13 protein-coding genes are annotated in these 14,307 nt (G+C 69.8%); 6 read left to right on the forward strand and 7 right to left on the reverse strand.

All coding sequences use genetic code 11. The features are described 5' to 3' along the window. The first annotated feature begins 89 nt into the window (after positions 1 to 89). The 3 genes from AMYBE_RS0138465 to AMYBE_RS0138475 all read left to right on the forward strand — a co-directional run bounded on the left by AMYBE_RS0138465 (position 90) and on the right by AMYBE_RS0138475 (position 4,840). Complete coding sequence (locus AMYBE_RS0138465; RefSeq protein ID WP_020664731.1) at positions 90 to 1,058, forward strand: 4-(cytidine 5'-diphospho)-2-C-methyl-D-erythritol kinase; 969 nt, start codon at positions 90 to 92, stop codon at positions 1,056 to 1,058. Between the two features lie 29 nt (positions 1,059 to 1,087). Then, positions 1,088 to 2,857, forward strand: coding sequence for an ABC-F family ATP-binding cassette domain-containing protein (locus tag AMYBE_RS0138470; protein WP_020664732.1), 1,770 nt, complete (start codon positions 1,088 to 1,090; stop codon positions 2,855 to 2,857). Between the two features lie 294 nt (positions 2,858 to 3,151). After that, positions 3,152 to 4,840, forward strand: a complete 1,689-nt coding sequence (locus tag AMYBE_RS0138475; protein WP_027928459.1) for a fatty acyl-AMP ligase — start codon at positions 3,152 to 3,154, stop codon at positions 4,838 to 4,840. 146 nt (positions 4,841 to 4,986) lie between these two features. On the opposite strand, the gene AMYBE_RS0138480 is transcribed toward AMYBE_RS0138475, so the two are convergent. The 3 genes from AMYBE_RS0138480 to AMYBE_RS0138490 form a co-directional block, all read right to left on the reverse strand. Continuing rightward, positions 4,987 to 5,355: a DivIVA domain-containing protein gene (locus AMYBE_RS0138480; RefSeq protein WP_027928460.1), complete on the reverse strand. Its 369-nt coding sequence runs from the start codon at positions 5,353 to 5,355 to the stop codon at positions 4,987 to 4,989. A 181-nt stretch (positions 5,356 to 5,536) separates the two neighbouring features. Beyond that, complete coding sequence (gene pth / locus AMYBE_RS0138485) at positions 5,537 to 6,130, reverse strand: aminoacyl-tRNA hydrolase (RefSeq protein ID WP_020664735.1); 594 nt, start codon at positions 6,128 to 6,130, stop codon at positions 5,537 to 5,539. A gap of 10 nt (positions 6,131 to 6,140) precedes the next feature. Then, positions 6,141 to 6,743 (reverse strand): 50S ribosomal protein L25/general stress protein Ctc, encoded by a 603-nt coding sequence (locus AMYBE_RS0138490; protein WP_020664736.1) that lies wholly within the window; start codon positions 6,741 to 6,743, stop codon positions 6,141 to 6,143. Between the two features lie 395 nt (positions 6,744 to 7,138). Here AMYBE_RS0138490 and AMYBE_RS0138495 point away from each other — a divergent pair, with 395 nt between their 5' ends. Beyond that, positions 7,139 to 8,188, forward strand: a complete 1,050-nt coding sequence (locus AMYBE_RS0138495; RefSeq protein WP_020664737.1) for a hypothetical protein — start codon at positions 7,139 to 7,141, stop codon at positions 8,186 to 8,188. Between the two features lie 102 nt (positions 8,189 to 8,290). After that, on the forward strand, positions 8,291 to 8,935 hold the full coding sequence (locus tag AMYBE_RS0138500) for an NAD(P)-dependent oxidoreductase (protein ID WP_020664738.1): 645 nt from the start codon (positions 8,291 to 8,293) through the stop codon (positions 8,933 to 8,935). Positions 8,936 to 8,941: 6 nt separating this feature from the next. Here the strand turns inward: AMYBE_RS0138500 and AMYBE_RS0138505 are convergent, their stop codons facing one another. After that, a complete protein-coding gene (locus AMYBE_RS0138505) occupies positions 8,942 to 9,793 on the reverse strand; it encodes an esterase/lipase family protein (RefSeq protein ID WP_020664739.1) in 852 nt (283 codons plus the stop codon). Positions 9,794 to 9,892: 99 nt separating this feature from the next. Here AMYBE_RS0138505 and AMYBE_RS0138510 point away from each other — a divergent pair, with 99 nt between their 5' ends. Further along, positions 9,893 to 10,567: a TetR/AcrR family transcriptional regulator gene (locus AMYBE_RS0138510; RefSeq protein WP_034289872.1), complete on the forward strand. Its 675-nt coding sequence runs from the start codon at positions 9,893 to 9,895 to the stop codon at positions 10,565 to 10,567. Here the strand turns inward: AMYBE_RS0138510 and AMYBE_RS0138515 are convergent. The 3 genes from AMYBE_RS0138515 to glmU all read right to left on the reverse strand — a co-directional run bounded on the left by AMYBE_RS0138515 (position 10,503) and on the right by glmU (position 14,278). Beyond that, positions 10,503 to 11,375 (reverse strand): TIGR03621 family F420-dependent LLM class oxidoreductase, encoded by an 873-nt coding sequence (locus AMYBE_RS0138515; protein WP_020664741.1) that lies wholly within the window; start codon positions 11,373 to 11,375, stop codon positions 10,503 to 10,505. The genes AMYBE_RS0138510 and AMYBE_RS0138515 overlap by 65 nt on opposite strands. A 429-nt stretch (positions 11,376 to 11,804) precedes the next feature. After that, positions 11,805 to 12,785 (reverse strand): ribose-phosphate diphosphokinase, encoded by a 981-nt coding sequence (locus AMYBE_RS0138520; RefSeq protein ID WP_020664742.1) that lies wholly within the window; start codon positions 12,783 to 12,785, stop codon positions 11,805 to 11,807. After that, on the reverse strand, positions 12,782 to 14,278 hold the full coding sequence (gene glmU, locus AMYBE_RS0138525; protein ID WP_020664743.1) for a bifunctional UDP-N-acetylglucosamine diphosphorylase/glucosamine-1-phosphate N-acetyltransferase GlmU: 1,497 nt from the start codon (positions 14,276 to 14,278) through the stop codon (positions 12,782 to 12,784). The genes AMYBE_RS0138520 and glmU overlap by 4 nt, the downstream gene beginning before the upstream one ends. Positions 14,279 to 14,307: the final 29 nt, after the last annotated feature.

Here is a 14,307-nt window from a genome sequence, read left to right on the forward strand (position 1 = left end):
AGGACATCTGTCCTGCCCGGCGAGTGATCCCGCCCCGGGGTTTTTCTCCTGGTGAGCCCCGGCGGAGCGGCGCCACGTAGGCTGGACAGGTGCTCGCCGTCGTTCCTCCCCCTGTCACCGTCCGGGTCCCGGCCAAGGTCAACCTGCACCTGGCCGTCGGAGACCTGCGATCGGACGGGTTCCACGAGCTGGTGACCGTTTTCCAGGCGCTTTCGCTCACCGACGAGGTGACCGTCGCGGCTACTGACGATCCTGGGCTCGAGGTGTACGGAGAGGGGGAGCGCACGGTCCCCACCGACGGCACCAACCTCGCCTGGCGTGCGGCCCGCGAGCTCGCCGCGTACGCCGGGCGGCCGGATGCGGACGCGCCGAAGGTGCGGGTCGTGCTCCGCAAAGGCATTCCGGTCGCGGGCGGCATGGCCGGCGGCAGCGCCGACGCGGCCGCCGCACTGGTCGGGCTGTCCTCGCTGTGGAAGCTCGACATCACCCGGGACGAACTCGCCACCATCGCCGGCCGCCTCGGCAGCGACGTGCCCTTCGCGCTGTACGGCGGCACCGCGCTCGGCACCGGTCGTGGTGAGCGGCTCGTGCCGGTGCTGGGGCGGCACACCTTCCACTGGGTGCTGGCCTTCGACGAAGAGGGTCTCTCGACGCCCAAGGTGTTCGGCGAGCTCGACCGGTTGCGCGCGGACGGCAAGCCGCCGCGGATCGGCTCGCACACACCGGTCGTCGAGGCGCTCGCGTCCGGCGACCCCCGGCAGCTCGCTCTGCTGCTGGGCAACGACTTGCAAGCCGCGGCCGTGTCGCTGCGGCCGGGCCTGCGCCGCACGCTGCGCGCCGGGGTGAACGCGGGGGCGCTCGCCGGGTGCGTGTCCGGCTCCGGGCCCACTTGCGCGTTCCTGTGCGCGGACGCGGAGACCGCGGTCGAAGTGGCCGCCGAACTGTCCGGTGCGGGGGTGTGCCGCACCGTCCGGGTCGCGCACGGCCCGGTGCCCGGCGCGCGGGTGGTCGGCGGCGACGACGCGCCGCGCAGCGCGCCCCCGCGCGTACACGCCTGAACTATTAGTCCACAGTGGAAAGGATCCGGATGGCCAACCTGGTCAACCTGGAGTCGGTGAGCAAGTCCTACGGCGTGAAGCCGTTGCTGGACAACGTTTCCCTCGGCGTCGCCGCGGGGCAGCGAATCGGCGTCGTCGGGCTCAACGGAGGCGGGAAGACGACGCTGCTCGAAGTCCTTTCCGGACTGAGCGAACCGGATTCCGGCCGGGTCAGCCACGTGCGCGACGTGCGGATGGCGGTCGTCACCCAGCGTACCGAGCTGCCGGTGGGCAGCACCGTCGGCGATGTCGTGCTGCAGCGCTACGGCGCCGAGCACGAATGGGCTGCCGACGCGCGCGTCCGGTCCATTGTGGACGGGCTGGGCATTACCGCGATCGGACTGGATACCTCGACCGCGAACCTGTCCGGCGGAGAGCGCCGCCGGGTCGCGCTGGCCGCCGCGCTCACCGGCGAGCTGGACCTGGTGGTGTTGGACGAGCCGACCAACCACCTGGACATCGAGGGCGTCCGCTGGCTCGCCGACCACCTGCTGAGCCGGCGCATCGCGGTCGTGGTCGTGACCCACGACCGGTGGTTCCTGGACACCGTCGCGAGCCTCACCTGGGAGGTCGCGAACGGCCGGGTCGAGCAGTACGAAGGCGGTTACGCGGACTGGATTTTCGCCCGTGCCGAGCGGGCCCGGCTGGCCGCGACCGCGGAGGAGAAGCGGCAGAACCTGGCGCGCAAGGAACTGGCCTGGCTGCGTCGCGGCCCGCAGGCGCGCTCGTCCAAACCGCGTTACCGCGTCGAGGCGGCCGAGGCGCTGATCGCCGACGTGCCGCCGCCGCGCGATTCCGTCGAGCTGATGGCGTTCGCGAAACGCCGCCTCGGCAAAACGGTGCTGGAACTGGAAGACGTCTCGCTGGCGGTCGGCGAGCGGACTCTGCTCGATCACCTCACCTGGCGGATCGGCCCGGGCGACCGGATCGGTCTGGTCGGCGTGAACGGATCCGGCAAGACCACCCTGCTGAAGCTGCTGGGCGGCGACGTCGAATCGCCGACCGGCCGGCGCGTGCAGGGCAAGACGGTCGCGCTCGCGCATCTGCGCCAGGAGTTGGACGACCTGCCCGCCGATCTTCGCGTGCTGCAAGCGATCGAGCAGGTCGCCGGCCGCGTCGTGTTCGGCAAGCAGGAGATGAGCGCGTCGCAGCTGGGCGAGAAGCTCGGCTTCCCCGCCGCACGGCAGTGGACGCCGGTCGGCGACCTGTCCGGCGGCGAGCGGCGCCGCCTGCAGCTGTGCCGGCTGCTGATGGCCGAGCCGAACGTGCTGCTGCTGGACGAGCCGACGAACGACCTGGACATCGACACTCTGCAGCAGCTGGAAGACCTGCTGGACGGCTGGCCCGGCACGATGGTCGTGGTTTCGCACGACCGGTACCTCGTCGAGCGCGTCTGCGACGCCACGTACGCGCTCTTCGGCGATGGCAACGTCACGCATCTGCCGGGCGGCATCGACGAGTATCTCGACCGGCGCGCGCGGGCCAAGGAAGCCGCGCCGCGTCGTGAGGCACCCGCCCCGGAGAAGACCGAGGCTAAGCGCAGCGCGGCGGAAATCCGCGCGGCGCAGAAGGAATTGGGCCGGCTGGAGCGGCAGCTGGACAAGCTCTCGGCGCGCGAGGAGAAGCTGCACGCCGCGCTGGCCGAAGCCGCGACGGACCCGGAGAAGCTGATCGAGCTGAACACCGAGCTGAAGGGCGTCCTGACGGAAAAGGACGACGTCGAGGCGAAGTGGCTGGAGACCTCCGAACTGGCCGAGTGACAGCGGCGGGACGGGCGAGGTCGCTCCGCAGGGTCGCTGCCGCGGAGGCTTCGCGCGCCTCGTGCTCGGCTTCCTCGGCGACCGTCGCCCGGGGGACAACGCCGCCTCGGTGTGCCCGGGCTTCGCCCCGTGCCCGCGTCCGGTTTCGGCCGCGGCGGGGACCTGCATCGCCGCGGGGACAGATCCGCACGTCGGGTCCGTCCCCGTGTCGTTTCGGGGGCTGCCCGGGCCGGACACTCGCTGTTCACGCCGCCGCGGGCGTGGCCGCGAAAACCGGACAGTAATCTGACCCGCATGAGTCGGTTTGTGGACACTCTCGTCGGAACTGCGGCGGACCGGGGCCAGCGGCGCGGCATGGTGACCGGGGAGCCCAAGGAGCCGGTCCGCCGGACCTGGGCGCAGGTGCACGAGGAAGCGCGCCGGATCGCAGGCGGACTGGTGGCCGGCGGTCTCGCGCCGGGCAGCGCGGTGGGTGTTCTCGCCGCCGCGCCGGCGCTGATCGCGCCGACCGTACAGGCGGTGTGGCTGGCCGGCGGCAGCGTCACCATGCTGCACCAGCCGACGCCGCGGACCGACCTCGCCGAATGGGCCGAGGACACGGTGAAGGTGCTCGGCATGATCGGGGCCGAGCTCGTAGTGCTGGGCGAGCCGTTCGACCAGCTCGCCCCGGTGCTCGCCGAGAAGGGCATCCGCTACCGGCTGATCGCGGAGCTGGCCGCGGCCGAGCCGCTGGCCGAGATCGTGCCGACGGAGGAAGGCGACACCGCGCTGCTGCAGCTGACCAGCGGGTCGACCGCGGACCCGAAGGCGGTGCGGATCACCTACGGCAACCTCTACACCAACGTCAAGGCGATGGTCGACCGCGCCGAGTTCGACTTCGACACCGACGTGATGGTGTCCTGGCTGCCGACCTTCCACGACATGGGCATGGTCGGCTTCCTGACCGTGCCGATGACGTTCGGGGTCGAACTGGTCAAGATCACCCCGGTCGAATTTCTGACCGGCCCCTTGATCTGGCCGGAGCTGATCAGCAAGTACCACGGCACGACGACGGCCGCGCCGAACTTCGCGTACGCGATCGTCGGCAAGCGGATGGCGCGAGTCGAGGACGACAACGCCTATGACCTGTCGAAGCTGCGCATCGCGCTGAACGGCGCGGAGCCGATCGACGAGACGGCCGTGCAGACGTTCGTGGACGCCGGCAAGCGGTTCAAGATGCCGCCGGAGTGCGTGTTCCCGGCGTACGGCATGGCCGAGGCGACGTTGGCGGTGTCGTTCGCGCCGCTGTTCACCGGGCTGACCCTGGACTTCGTCGAGGCATACGCGCTGGAAGCGGACAACCGGGCCGTTCCGGTGCCGGAAGGAGATCCGCGCCGCGGCACCGACGAGGTTCGCTCGTTCGCGCTGCTCGGGCGGCCGCTGGACGGGCTGGAAGCCGACATCGTGGACGATTCCGGGACGGTGCTGGGCGATCGGCAGGTCGGCGAGATCCGGCTGCGCGGCGAGGCGGTCACGCCGGGGTACCTGACCGTCGACGGTCCGCTGGCCACCCAGGGACCGGACGGCTGGATGAAGACCGGGGACCTCGGGTACCTGGTCGACGGCCAGATCGTGATCTGCGGACGGCGCAAGGACGTCATCATCATGGGCGGCCGGAACCTGTACCCGACCGACATCGAACGAGCAGCGGGTTCGGTGAACGGGGTTCGGGCGGGGAACGCCGTGGCGGTCCGCTTGGACGCGGGATCGCGCCGGGAACGCTTCGCGGTGGTGGTGGAGTCCAAGCTGGCTGGCGACGCGGCGGAGGAAGCACGGCTGAGCAAGGAGATCGCGGCGCGGGTCCGGGACGCGGTGGACATGCGCCCGTTCGCGGTCGTGGTGCTGCCGGCCGGGTCGCTGCCGAAGACGCCGTCGGGGAAGGTGAAGCGGGCGGCTACCGCGGTGCAGTACGCGGAGAAGATCGCTCGGAACGCCGAATCGTAAGGCTGCGCTTCCGGCCCGACTGCCGCGGTGGTGTCCGGCCTCCAGCGGCTGAGTCCGTGAAGGGCCCCTTGAGGGAATCTAAGTCCCTCAAGGGGCCTTCACGGACTGGCCAGGGGCCTACCGGCGAACTGTCGCCAGCGGTCGAATCAGAGCTCGGACAACCGCTCCGCGGGCGCGTCCGCCGCCGCTGGCCGGGCGGCTCGCTCCAGCATCGCCTGGCCCGGTCCCCGGCTGCCGGGGATCATCGGCGCGCGCCGGCCGGACAGGTCCGCCAGCTGAGCCTCCACTTCGTCCAGGAACTGGTCGACCTCGCGTTCGTCGTAGCCGCGCTTGCCGATCAGCGGCTTGGAGAACAGCACGTGGTGGACCTCGGCGGCGGTGAGGTCGTCCTCGTCGGCGATCGTCTTCGCGATACGCCGGACGAAGTCGTCGACCTCGTGCTTGGCGTAGCCGCGGCGGCCGATCGGGGCGTTACCGAAGGCGACCTCGGCGAGGTCCTCGGCGGTGAACGACATGGACATTCTCCGATTCAGGGTCGGGGGGTGCTGCGAACTCCTGAATCCGTCCTAACCGGTGCCGAGTACTCCGGGAAGACCACGGCCGCGTGGACGACTCGATCAGGGAAGAGAATGCCGCCCATCGAGTGAGAAAAGCATCACGCAGAGCACTTGGCGCTCACTCACTAGAACAACAACGTCAGCCGGCGTGGAATTCGTTCTGCGCGGCGGCCAGGCCCTTCGACACCAGCGCCTCGACGGCGTCCGCGCACCGGTCGATCTCGAACGGGAGCTCCTTGCGCTCGACCGTCGAAAAGTCCTTCAACACGAAATCCGCCGGATCCTGCCTGCCGGGCGGGCGGCCGATGCCGAAACGCACGCGGTAGTAGTCGCGCGTGCCCAGTGACTTGGTGATGGACCGGAGTCCGTTGTGTCCGTTGTCGCCGCCGCCGAGCTTCATCTTCACCGCGCCGAAATCGACGTCCAGCTCGTCGTGCACCACCACGACACCGGACGGCGGCACCTTGAAGAACCGGGCCGCGCCGACCACCGGGCCGCCCGAGGTGTTCATGAACGAGCGCGGCTTCACCAGCACCACCCGGGTACCGGACAGCCTGCCCTCAAGCACCTCGGCGCCGCTCTTGTGCGCCTTGAACTTGCCGCCGATCCGGGCGGCGAGTTCGTCGAGCACCATGAACCCGACGTTGTGCCGGTTGCCGGCGTACTGGGGCCCGGGATTGCCGAGGCCGGCGAGCAGAATCAGCTCGCCGGCCCCGGGCAGGTCTTCACTCACGAAGGTAAGTTTATTCGGCCGCTTCGGCGGCGGCGGTCTCGCCTTCGCCTGCCTCGTCGGCGGCTTCGCCGCGCGGGGCCTCGTTGACGGCCACGACGAGCGCTTCGGCGTCGGTCACCAGGACCGCGCCCTCGGGCAGGGCGACCTGGCCCGCGGTGATCTGGGTGCCGGCCTCGATGCCCTCGACGGAGACCTCGACCTGCTCCGGGATGTGCAGCGCCTCGACCTCGACCTGGATGGCGTCGAGGTCCTGGGCGACCAGGGTGCCCGGGGTGGCGGTGCCGGTGACGACGACCGGGACGTCGACGGTGACCTTCTCGCCGCGCTTGACGACCAGCAGGTCGACGTGCTCGATGTAGTTCTTCAGCGGGTGGACCACGATGGTCTTGGTCAGCGCCAGCTCGGTGGAGCCCTGCAGGTCGAGCGTCAGGACGGCGTTGGTGCCGTTCTCACGCACGACGCGGGCGAACTCCAGCGCCGGCAGCGCGAAGTGCCGCGGGTCCGAGCCGTGGCCGTAAAGCACCGCGGGGATTTTGCCTGCGCGACGGGTGCGACGGGCGGCACCCTTTCCGAACTCGGTGCGCGGTTCGACGGAAAGACGTACCTCGGACACGGTGTAGCACTCCTTCAATCACACGACGTGCGGCAGGGGCGGCGGGGATCGTCGATCTCTGCACGGGGGCGGTTGTGCACGGCGGCGAGATTGCGGGCGTGATCAGAACACGGGGCTTCTCGAGCCGCCGCGTCGATCACGCCGGAGCACCCAAAGGCGCACCCGCCTCGCCGAGACAACCCAGGAAGTGTAAACCAGCCGGTCCGCCCGGGTGCGCACGGGGCAGTGCGACCTCCCCCGGCCGGGTGGGTGACGACACAATTCCCGTGCCGCCCATCGATCTTTCGGGGGTGGCATGATTCCCGCGGACAAGAGGGGCGACCGACATGCGGGCTCGATGGACAGCGGCAGCACTGGTACTGCTTGGCGGGCTTCTCACGGGCTGCCAGGTCGCGGTGACGGGCACGGCGGGCCTTTCCGACGCCGACCGGCAGCTGGCCGCCCAGCGCGCGCTGCAGCAGAAGGCGGTGGACGCGGCCCTCGCGGAGCTGGAGCAAGCGGCGGCGCTGCAGTACGACGCGACCGTGAAAGACGCGTCCGGGAACCCGGCGACGGCGACCTTCCGGATCACTCGCGACGGCGACGGTTTCGGCTCGTTGCCGCTGGACAGCCGCCAGGTGCGGATCACCGAGCCTGGCGGCCAGCTCTACCTCGCGGCCGACGCGGACTACTGGAAGTCGCACGGCCTGGAAGAGAACAGCGCCCAGTACGGCGGCGGTTTCGTGCACACCGTCGGCACTGAGCTGCCGGTCGACCCGGCCCAGCGGATGACCCCGGGCAAGGTCGCCGCCGAGCTGCGCAAGTCGCTCGCCGGACTGGGCGGCGCCGGATTGCCGCGGAAGCAGAAGCTGCCCGACGGCACCGAGGTCTACGACCTGGCCGGTTCGCTGCAGGTGACCACCGCCAAGCCGTATCGGGTCGCCGGGTTCGCGCCGGCACTGCTCGACCCCCGGGGCGGGCCAAAACTGGGCGCCGCGTTGCGCGTGCGTCCGCTGACCCCCGCGGAGATCAAGCAGTTCCACACGGATTTCGACGCCGCGGTGGACGCGGTCGGCCAGCCTTTCGACGGGCTCGCCCAGGCGAGCGTCACGATCCAGGGCAACAAGCTCGACTGCAAGGACTACGTCGGCTCCTGCACGACGACGGTGGACGTTTCGAACAGTGTCGTCGGCAACCAGCCGGGCACCAATCCCAAGGTCCACCTCAAGCTGACCGTGGAGGCCAGTGCCGACGCGCTCGGCACGCAGACCTGCACCGCGGAGGCCGACGCGGCCGCGGACTCGACCACCACGATGTCCTGCGACGTGAAGTTCTCGCTGCCCAACCGCACCGCGAGCTACCAGGTGCTGGCCAAGCCGTCGGCGGTCGCCGAGGTGCGATCACCGGTCGACGCGGGCGCGGTGAAGGCCAAGCTGGCCACGGCGTTCGCCGCGCTCGGCGGCTGACCTGCACGCTCACCTCCAGGTGCGTTGCTTCCGTTGAAGTAGCCGAAGATCCGTCCCTACCATCGGCGGCATCGAAACGGTTTCTTCTTCCAAGGAGCGGCAATGAGCAAGCTGGTGGTGTTCGGCGCAACGGGGTTCGCCGGCGGTCGGATCACCGACGAGGCGCTGCGGCGCAGGCACTCCGTCGCCGGGGTCGCGCGCAAGGCCGAGGGCCTGCCCGAGGGTGTCGAGGCGCGGTCCGGGTCGATGCACGACGCGGAGTTCGTCGCGTCGGCGACCAAGGACGCGGACGTCATCGTGATCGCCACCCCGGGTCGCGCGGACGACGAGGGCCGGCGTCTGGTCGACGCTCTGCCGACGCTGGTCGAGGCGGCCCGCGCGGCCGGTGCGCGGCTGGCGTTCGTCGGGGGCGCGGGCTCGCTGCGGGTGAGCGAGGACGGGCCGCGGCTGATCGACACGCCGGAGTTCCCGGACGAGTACAAGGGCGAGGCCGGCAGCCACGTCCTGGTGCTGGAAGCACTGCGCGAACTGCCCGCCGACGTCGACTGGTTCTACGTCAGCCCGGCCGCCGAGTTCGGCTCCTGGATCCCGGGGGAGCGCACCGGCACGTTCCGCCTCGGCGGAGACGTGCTGGTCAGCGACGCCGACGGTCGCTCGCACATCAGCGGTGCGGACCTGGCGATCGCGTTCCTGGACGAGATCGAGGAGCCGAAGCACTCCCGCGCCCGGTTCACGCTGGCGTACTGAACCGGCTCAGCCGGGGGAGCCGGCGCCGCAGGGGAACTTCGCGGCGTGGGCCGGGTCGAGCGCGTTGGTGACGAGGTGCCAGACGTTGAGGTCGTACGCCTCGCCAATGTGGCCGACGGGATCGAACGGACAGGTGTCCTGGACGTACTCGTTGGTGACGCCCGGTTCCCGCACGAAGGCCGTTTCGGTGGGCGTCACCAGCTCATCGAACTGCGAAGTGATCACCGTGTAGTGCACACCGGGTTGTGCGACGGGGCCGTTCGTGAGCGTCTGGACCGCGCTGCCGTCGGTGATCAGGTTGTCGCAAGCTGGGCAGCCGAACGCGGTGAGCGCTTTGCCGACCGCATCGCGTTCGGCCCCGCCCAGCAGGTACGCGAGCTTCGTCAACCCGGCGAAGGTAGTGCCGTGGGTGGGCGGCGCGATGGCCACCACGGAACCGATCCGGTCAGCGATGCCTTGCGTCTTCGTGACGTACAGGGATTGGAAGCCGCCTTCGGAGTGGCCGACCAGATCGACTTGCGCGGCACCGGTTTCGTCCAGCACTTCGGTCACGAACTGCTTGATTTCTGTTGCGGAGTCGGCAATCGGACGCAGTCCGCCGACGACCGGGAATTGCGGGTACGCGCCGTAGGTGCGGCTGAACGTGCAGTATCCCTGTGCTGCCACGTGATCTTGCAGGAAGTTCAAGTCCTCGTAGGAGGTCGCGCCCAGCCCGTGCAGGAACACCACTGGCCGCGGATGTGCCGTGCTCGGCCGGCACGACGAGTCGTTGACGCCGCCGCTGGGCGCGGCTGAAGCGGGGGCGGCGAGCGCGGCGGTGAGCAATGCCGCGGCGGCCAGAGCGATGCGCAACCTCATCGGCGGTCCTTCCCTCGGATCCTTGACACTCGATACCTACGGGTATTGGATACCTGAAAGTATGGAGACCGTGTCAAGCCCGGAACGGGGGAGATGCCGATGAACGGCCGGACGCGGCCGACCCGGGCGGAGACCCGGCAGCGGATTCTCGACGCGGCCTTCGAGGTGTTCGGCGAGCAGGGCATCGCCGCGAGCAAACTGACCGAGGTGGCGGCCGCGGCCGGGCTCACGAAAGGCGCGGTCTACTCGAGTTTCGCGTCGAAGGACGAGCTCGTGCTGGCGTTGATGGAGGAGCACGCCGCGCACCGGCTCGAAGCGAGCCTCGCCGGTTTCGCCGAGGCGGACGACGGCGGCGCGGGCTTGGCGAACGTCGCCGCCGTGCTGATGCACGAAATGCGCACCGACGCGGTGTGGCACCGGTTGCTGGCCGAGTTCTTCGCGATGGCGCACCGCGACGACCGGCGGCGCGACGCGTTGCGTCGGCGCCGCCGGGAAGTCCGCGGCACGATCGCGCGTGCGCTGAACCGGCTAGCCGAAGGCTTGGACCTAGAACTTCCGTTGCCTGCCGAGGAATTCGCCGTCGTGCTGCTCGCGCTGAGCAACGGGCTGGCGGTGGAGGCGGACATCGACGACGAGGCGGTGCCGGACGGTCTGCTGGGCCGGGTGCTGACCCTGATCGCCGGCGACGCCGTCGCCAAGGTGAAAGAGGTCAGCGGCCTCGCAGCTGCGCCACCACCGGAGCGAACGTCTCCATCAGCGGCTCGAAAACCGTGAAGTAGGAGAAGCCGTACCGCTCGCGGCGGGCGACGAGCTGTTCGGCCATTTCGTCCAGGGTGCCGAAGAGAAGCTGGGGCGCTTCGAGCAGTTCTTCGATGCTCTCGGCGCTGCGTTCCTCGGTCTCGGCGTGCCATTCCGCGGCCGCCGCGCGCCGGTCCTCCGTGTCCACGACGCGCTGGATCAGCATGTTGTACTGAATGTCGCGATCCCCAGCGAGAGAACGGAAATACCCGACTCGCTCCGCCAGCTTGTCCGCGTTGTCGAGGACGAACGTGCCTGGCGGACGGCCGCGTTCCTGGCGCAGCCCGGAGAAACCGGCGATGTCCGCTTGCTCGGCGGCGAGCTTCAGCACGCCGTCGCTGTTTCCCGCGATCAGCAGCGTCGGCATCCCGCCTTCGTCTTCGAGCCGGGTGCGCAGTTCGGCGAGTCCTTCGGCGAGATAGGTGATCCGGTCGGCCGCCTTGCGCCATGGCAGGCCGGCGTCGTCGAACTCGTGCTTCATGTGGCCCGAACCGAGGCCGAGTTCCAACCGGCCGTCGGTGAGATTGTTGGTGGTGGCGACGTCCCGCGCGAAGAGCGCGAGGTTGTAGAACGGCACGTTCGACACCAGCGTGCCGACCTTCACTCGCTCGGTGACCGCGGCCGCGGCGGTGAGCGCGGGAAACGGCGACAGCCGGTTCTTCCCCAGATGGTCGGGCACGGTCAGGTGGTCATAGCCGAGTTCCTCGGCGCGGCGGCACTTGCGCACCCAGTCGGCGCCATCGGACGAGTGCCGCAGACTGACGCCGAATTCGAATTTCCCCATGGCAGCAACGCTATCCGGCCAGATCCGGGCCGCACACCCGTTTTCGCCGCGGGCGGAACGCCGTTTTTGTCAGACCCTCGGGCTAGCGCGTTTCTAGTCCGTGAAGGGCCCCTTGAGGGACTTGGTTTCCCTCAGAGGGCCCTTCACAGACCTCTGCCGGCGGGCGTGGCTGGCTCGGCTTGGCGAGTCCGAACGTGTCGCTGAGTGCGGGCGAGTTTCGCAGATCGCGGGCGAAGGGCGCGCGGTGTGCGGCGACGAGAGCCGTGCGGCCGACGGCCCGAAACGAAACCAGGCCCCGGCGATTTCCGCCATGGGCCTGGTTTCGTTGACGGTGTCAGACTGATGCAGCGTGCATCACGCGCGGCCCAAGCCGAGTCCGCGTGCACTGCCGCGTCCGTCCAGCCGTGGCTCGTGCTGAGCCGGCCAGGATCACGCGTTGCCGTCGAACAGCGAGGTGACCGAGCCGTCCTCGAACACCTGCTGGATCGCTTCGGCGAGCATCGGCGCGATGGACAGCACCGTCAGGCCCGGGAAGCGCTTCTCGTCCGGGATCGGCAGCGAGTTCGTCACGATGACCTCGCGCGCCTTGCACTGCGAGAGCCGCTCGGTGGCCGGGTCGGAGAGGATGCCGTGCGTGGTGGCGATGACCACGTCCGCCGCGCCCTCCTCGAGCAGGGCTTCGGTCGCCTTCACGATCGTGCCGCCGGTGTCGATCATGTCGTCGATCAGCACGCAGAGCTTGCCCTCGACCTTGCCGACCACGCGGTTGGCGACGGCTTGGTTCGGCTTGTCCGGGTCGCGCGTCTTGTGGATGAACGCGATCGGCCGGTCGCCCAGCTGCTGCGCCCACTTCTCGGCCAGCCGCACGCGGCCGGAGTCCGGCGAAACGACCGTGATGTCCGCGTTGCCGTAGGTCGCCTTGATGTGGTCGGCGAGCACCGACTGGGCCATCAGGTGGTCGACCGGGCCGTCGAAGAAGCCCTGGATCTGGGCGGTGTGCAGGTCGACCGTCATGATCCGGTCCGCGCCCGCGGTCTTGAACAGGTCCGCGATGAGCCGCGCCGAGATCGGCTCGCGGCCCTTGTGCTTCTTGTCCTGGCGGGCGTACGGGTAGAACGGCATGACCACGGTGATCCGCTTGGCGCTCGCGCGCTTCAGCGCGTCCACCATGATCAGCTGCTCCATCACGTACTCGTTGATCGGCGTGGTGTGCGCCTGGATCACGAACGCGTCGGTACCGCGCACCGACTCCTCGAACCGCACGAACAGCTCGCCGTTGGCGAACGTGTGCGCGGTCTGCGGGGTGATCGTCACGTTGAGGTGCTTGGCCACCTCTTCCGCGAGCTCGTAGTGCGCGCGGCCGGAGAAGAGCATCAAATTCTTCTTCGGCGTACCTTGCTTCGGACTCATGCTGGCGACTCCCCGTCGGTTCCTGCTGCTGACTCGGACACAACGGTGTCCTGCTGCTGGGCGGCGAGCGCGGCTTCCGCCGCCTCCGCCGCGGGCGTGCCCGGCCTGCGCCGGACCGCCCAGCCTTCGATGGTGCGCTGAGGCCCGGCCGACAGCGCCAAGGAACCCGGCGGGACGTCGTCGCGGATCACCGCACCCGCACCACTGTAAGCGCCGTCCCCGATCCGCACCGGCGCGACCAGCGTGTTGTCCGCCCCAAGCCGGACGTGCGAGCCGACGACGGTGGTGTGCTTGTTCACTCCGTCGTAGTTCACGAACACGCTGGAGCAGCCGATGTTGCTGTGGTCGCCGACGATCGCGTCACCGACGTAGGTGAGATGCGGCACCTTCGTGCCGGTGCCGATGTCCGCGTTCTTCGTCTCGACGAACGCGCCCAGTTTGCTCTTCGCGCCGAGCTTGGTGCCCGGGCGCAGGAACGTGTACGGGCCGACGTTGACGCCGTCGCCCAGCTCCGAGCCCGAACCGTGCACCCGGACCACCGAAGCGCCGGCTCCGATCCGCACGTCGGTCAGCGTCGTGTCCGGGCCCACCACGGAACCCTCGCCGACCGAGGTGTTTCCCTTGAGCTGGGTGTTCGGCTCGATCAGCACGTCGCGCGAGAGCGTGACGCCCGCTTCGATCCAGGTGGTGTTCGGGTCGACCACCGTGACGCCTTCGCGCTGCCAGCGGCGCACGATGCGGCGGTTGTACTCGGCGCCGAGCACCGAGAGCTGCACCCGGTCGTTCACGCCCTCGGTGACCCACGGGTCGTCGACGACCAGCGCGCCGACGCCCTTGCCGTCCTCGCGGGCGATGCCGAGGACGTCGGTGAGGTAAAGCTCACCCTGGGCGTTGTCAGTGGACAGCCGCGACAGGCCGTCGGTGAGGACGGCCGCGTCGAAGGCGTAGACGCCGGAGTTGATCTCGGTGATCGCACGCTGGTCCGGCGAGGCGTCCTTGTGCTCCACGATCGCGGTGACCAGGCCGTCTTCGCCGCGGACGATGCGGCCGTAGCCGTTCGGGTCGGCGACGTCGGCGGTGAGCACGGTCACCGCGTTCCCGGTCTTGGCGTGCTCGGCGAGCAGCGCGCTCATCGTTTCGGTGTCCAGCAGCGGCACGTCGCCGTAGCTGACCAGGACCGTGCCGGCGAGCCCGTCCGGCAGCTCGGCCAGCGCGCAGGAAACCGCGTGGCCAGTGCCTTTCTGCTCCTCCTGCACGGCGGTGCGGACCTCGCGGCCGAGCGCTTCGCCGACGCGGCCGAGTTCGGCGCGGACGGCGTCGCGGGCGTGCCCGACGACGACCACCAGGTGCTGCGGTCCGAGGCCGGCGGCGGCGCGCACGGCGTGTTCCACCAGCGACCTTCCGGCGATCGGGTGCAATACCTTCGGAGTGGACGAACGCATGCGGGTGCCTTCACCCGCAGCGAGGATCAGCGTGCTCAGCGGGCCGCTCACGAGTCTCCCAACGATTCACCGGTGCGTGA

This window comes from Amycolatopsis benzoatilytica AK 16/65 (assembly GCF_000383915.1).
Taxonomy (GTDB): domain Bacteria; phylum Actinomycetota; class Actinomycetes; order Mycobacteriales; family Pseudonocardiaceae; genus Amycolatopsis; species Amycolatopsis benzoatilytica.

Coding starts and splice junctions, on each gene's coding strand:
- AMYBE_RS0138470 (WP_020664732.1), top strand. CDS start 1,088: ATGGCCAACCTGGTCAACCTGGAGTCGGTGAGCAAGTCCTACGGCGTG.
- AMYBE_RS0138475 (WP_027928459.1), top strand. CDS start 3,152: ATGAGTCGGTTTGTGGACACTCTCGTCGGAACTGCGGCGGACCGGGGC.
- AMYBE_RS0138480 (WP_027928460.1), bottom strand. CDS start 5,355: ATGTCGTTCACCGCCGAGGACCTCGCCGAGGTCGCCTTCGGTAACGCC.
- AMYBE_RS0138500 (WP_020664738.1), top strand. CDS start 8,291: ATGAGCAAGCTGGTGGTGTTCGGCGCAACGGGGTTCGCCGGCGGTCGG.
- AMYBE_RS0138505 (WP_020664739.1), bottom strand. CDS start 9,793: ATGAGGTTGCGCATCGCTCTGGCCGCCGCGGCATTGCTCACCGCCGCG.
- AMYBE_RS0138510 (WP_034289872.1), top strand. CDS start 9,893: ATGAACGGCCGGACGCGGCCGACCCGGGCGGAGACCCGGCAGCGGATT.
- AMYBE_RS0138515 (WP_020664741.1), bottom strand. CDS start 11,375: ATGGGGAAATTCGAATTCGGCGTCAGTCTGCGGCACTCGTCCGATGGC.
- AMYBE_RS0138520 (WP_020664742.1), bottom strand. CDS start 12,785: ATGAGTCCGAAGCAAGGTACGCCGAAGAAGAATTTGATGCTCTTCTCC.